Here is a 3,727-nt window from a genome sequence, read left to right as displayed (position 1 = left end):
CACTCGAGGACAGGCCAAAAACGGTACCGTCGCTGAACTTGATGGTGACGGACGAACTCGATGCGGTCTGGACGACATCCCCTTTCGCCACGGAATCGCCGAGATGGAGCTCGATCGCCACGCCGTTCCGCATGACGGTCGCTGATCCGGACACCTTCTCCACCCTTCCGATCAATGCGAGTGCGGGTGTCGTCGGGGTTGCTTGTGCGTACTCCCCCGGCCGGTCCGGTCCCGCCAGCGCCTCCACGACGGCAGCGCTCAAACCCGCTCCGTCCGGTGTCGCGATGGCGGCGCGTCGGTCGCTCTTAAAGTAACCATAGATGATCGCATTGTGGTCGGACGATTGAAGGATCAGATCGTTGCCCGATCGCCTGAATTCGGCGGTGAACAGGAAGTCCTTGTCGGGGAAAATGATCGTGGGTTGAGCGTCGACGCCGCGCTCCGACGTCTCGGAGGCGTCGAGTTCGATCTCGTAAGATCTAGCGCCGTCCCCATATCGGTACACAGCAGAACCCTTGCAACCCAAGCATAGTAGCCGGTTCCCTTACGTAATCATATCGGGAACAGGGGCTGTGGGTTGATACGGTGCTGGACCGCACTTGCGCCTGCGTCATTCCTAAAGCCAAGAGCCGGGCTCGCGACATTTCTTCGTGATTTAGCGCCTGCTGTCACGGACTATGCCTCAACAATGATGTCGAAATGCCCGCGGAGTGCGCCCGGCTCAGGTGTAACCTGGGAGGAAAGCGGGACAATCACGCTGCGGCGGGCTTTGACGTCCCGGATGCTGTTGAGAACGCCGTCACGGTCGTTCAGTGGCTCGCCGTCGATGTACATTTGGGTCACCAGACGTCCCTGTCCCGGTATGTGCACCGCGAAATGGATGTGGGGCGTGCGACCCGGGTAGGGCACCGGCCGGATGGTCCGGAAGCGATATGCGCCGCGTGCATCAACCTGCATGCGTCCATAGCCCTGGAAAGCGCTGTCGATACGGCCCTGGTTTCCCGCACGAGGATGGCGATAGACACCATTGGCATCGCACTGCCAAATCTCGACCACACTTCCCGCTTTCGGCTGCCCGCGCGTGTCCATCACACGGCCCGAGACATGAATGATCTGCCCGAGCGCTTGGGCCGCTTGGCCCATGATACGGACCAGGTCGTTGTCCATGTCTGGTGGAAATGCGACCGGATAGAAAGGTCCCTCCGTCTGTCCCGGTGTCGGGACAAGGTCGGCGGCGACCGTCTCACTCGATATGAGAAGCCCGGCAGTCGTCACACTGAGCCCGGTCAAGAGAGAGCGTCGATTCAGTACCAGACGAGGGCGATAGTTCATCGCATCCCAACTTCCCGTGGATAGGTTGAAAATAGACCACCCCGTGCTGTGAGGCAGGTCATGATTTCATGTGTCGCACGAACGTGATCGCTGGTTTTGACTGGATACTCATACGCTGGTTTTCATCTGCTGCTCATGCGACGTGAGGCGATTTGAYACCGTTTGGATGAACGGTCCGGCGCGTTGCCGGAATCGAACGCGCTGTGTTGGGAAGGGAGGCGGCGATGGGCGGCTTCATTGCCAGGCTATTCGGGTGCTCCAGTTGCCTGCTGGCTCTCCTGGTCGCTCCTTCGACCTACGCGGATCCTTTCTTCGTTAGAGTGTACGGAAGGACCTACAAGGTCGATCCCCGATACACATCGGAGGAACCAAAGGGTCCGAAGCCTCAGGAGGCAATGAGGGCCCTGCCACCCGACATTGCGAAAGGACCGGGTTTCAAGCCGTCACATGAGCAGGTCTTGGCCGAGGTCGAGGAAAGGCTTTGGATCGCGCGCAACCAACTCGACGGGGAAGTGGACGAAACTGCTGCCTCCCGCGAGTGGCGAAACGCTGCCGTCGACGCGAATGGCGCAAGGCAGGCGATCAGCGAAGCTCTCGCAACAGGATCCGTGCAATCCCGCACGCCGGATCTGCAGAAGCTATACGATCGTCATAGGGCTATGAACTTGCTCGCGCGCGAACTGCGGCAATCCTTGGACTTGCCTCAGCGGGGGACGGCAGCCGGGTTCTCCAGGCCCAAGCTGCCACCCGAGATCGAGCTCAGTTACCGCGATCTGAACTTCGATCCCATCGAGGCCTATTACGGCTTCAGGCGCGTCAAGGCAGCCTTCCGATCGGGCGATATCGAACTTGTCGCCCGCGTCGCCCATCTCCCGCTGACGATCACGGGAAAGACCCGGCGGACCGTCCGCGACCGCGATCAGCTCATTGCTGCGAAGAGTACGATCATGGCCCCTGGAATCCGGGATGTCGTCGCCAAGTCGACGTTCGAGTCGGTTTTCGTCCGGGACAAGGGGATGATGCTCGGTGCGGGAGAGGTCTGGATTACCCGCAATGGGTCGAGCTTCGGGCTGGGCGCCGTCAATTTGGAGTAGACGGCTTACGATCGAAACGGGCCGAGCCCTTGCAACTGCGCGCTGACCCGATCAGCCATATTTGCGCAGCGTGCTCCGTCGAACGGGAAGGCCTCCGTAAACGCGCCGGACAGCTCCCTTTCGATGGTCGAGCGCATCAGTTTTCGAGCACGGTGAAGCCGTGTCTTGACCGTCTCGACCCGCATCGAAAGATAGGAGGCGGTTTCTTCCGTGCTCATGCCCTCCACATCGCGCATGACGAAGACGACACGGAAGGGTGCTGGCAATGCATCAATCGCCCTTTCAAGGACGCCGCGGACTTGCATGCGGGCCAACTCGGTCTCGGGATTGGCGGGGGGGAGGGGTGAGGGAAACATGATCAGTCGCCCGCTCGTACGGCTGTCCTGCGTATCGATTTCTTCCAGCGGCGCCATGGGGCGTCGTTGGCGCACGCGTGCCAGAGCGGCGTTGAATGCGATGCGCGTGAGCCAAGTCGACAATCTGGCCTCATCGCGAAATTGATCGAGATGGGTGAATGCCTGGACATAGGTTTCCTGCACGATGTCTTCAGCTTCGGAATCGTTCCGCACAACCGCCCGCGCCACCCTGAACAGGCGTCGATTGTGCCGCTGGACCAGCACGCGGACCGCACTCTGGTCGCCTTCCCGCGCCAGGGCGACGAGTTGTTCGTCACTCGGCGTTTCAAGTGGGGGACCGTTTCGCGGGATGGTGTGCTTGTGGTTCAGCATCTCGTCGCCTTCCCTGGGTTGGGTCCTGCGCGATTCACGTGCGCCGGACCATCCCGTTCTGCATGATATTCTCTATCGTCGGAAAGGCGCGCACGGCCACCTCTGGCAAGTCTTGCGTGCCTCCCTCCACCATCGCCCAACCGGGGGGCTCAGGAGAACCGACCACGATGCGCCCCACCATTCCTGCATGTTCGTGCGGCACACAGTAGTAATCATAGACCCCAGGCCGCCCGAAGGTGACGGAAAACCCTTCCTGCGGCAGCAGATAGTCCGAGTTCCACGGCTTGGCTCCGTTCGGGATACGGCGCGGATGGTCGAAATTCGATGGGTGATAGGCCGTTGTCGTGTGGGCGTTCGCGCGATCGAAGTTGGTCCATCGGATCGTTTGACCCGGATCGATGCGAATGCCGATCGGGTCGAACCAGACATCCGAACCATCCGGACGTCCTTGCATGCGGATATCCACGATCTCGGCCGCAATAGCCAAGAACGAGGACGAGACCAGAAATCCGCCGCTTTGCCATAAAATGTCCCGGCGCGTGGGCATCATTTGGCAACCCGCGCCTCGTCGGC

At 60.7% G+C, this 3,727-nt stretch carries 5 protein-coding genes; 1 reads left to right on the top strand and 4 read right to left on the bottom strand.

Annotation, left to right across the window (positions count from 1 at the left end; all coding sequences use genetic code 11):
- Both AC1DT3_RS14550 and AC1DT3_RS14545 read right to left on the bottom strand, forming a co-directional pair.
- Nucleotides 1-505, bottom strand: a 505-nt coding sequence (locus AC1DT3_RS14550; RefSeq protein ID WP_477465960.1) for a hypothetical protein, incomplete at its 3' end; no start/stop codon positions are given.
- 170 nt (nt 506-675) lie between these two features.
- A complete protein-coding gene (locus tag AC1DT3_RS14545) occupies nt 676-1,290 on the bottom strand; it encodes a dioxygenase family protein (protein WP_477465959.1) in 615 nt (204 codons plus the stop codon).
- 437 nt (nt 1,291-1,727) lie between these two features.
- On the opposite strand from AC1DT3_RS14545, the gene AC1DT3_RS14540 reads away from it, so the two are divergent.
- On the top strand, nt 1,728-2,426 hold the full coding sequence (locus AC1DT3_RS14540) for a hypothetical protein (protein WP_477465958.1): 699 nt from the start codon (nt 1,728-1,730) through the stop codon (nt 2,424-2,426).
- A 5-nt stretch (nt 2,427-2,431) separates the two neighbouring features.
- Here AC1DT3_RS14540 and AC1DT3_RS14535 read toward each other — a convergent pair whose 3' ends face one another.
- Nucleotides 2,432-3,154: an RNA polymerase sigma factor gene (locus tag AC1DT3_RS14535; protein WP_477465957.1), complete on the bottom strand. Its 723-nt coding sequence runs from the start codon at nt 3,152-3,154 to the stop codon at nt 2,432-2,434.
- Between the two features lie 34 nt (nt 3,155-3,188).
- A partial coding sequence (locus AC1DT3_RS14530; RefSeq protein WP_477465956.1) for a plastocyanin/azurin family copper-binding protein occupies nt 3,189-3,727 on the bottom strand: 539 nt, incomplete at its 5' end.

Source organism: Microvirga sp. P4_G7 (assembly GCF_056401005.1).
Note: the sequence above shows the minus strand (reverse complement) of the source record. Positions and strands in the feature narration are given on the sequence as shown.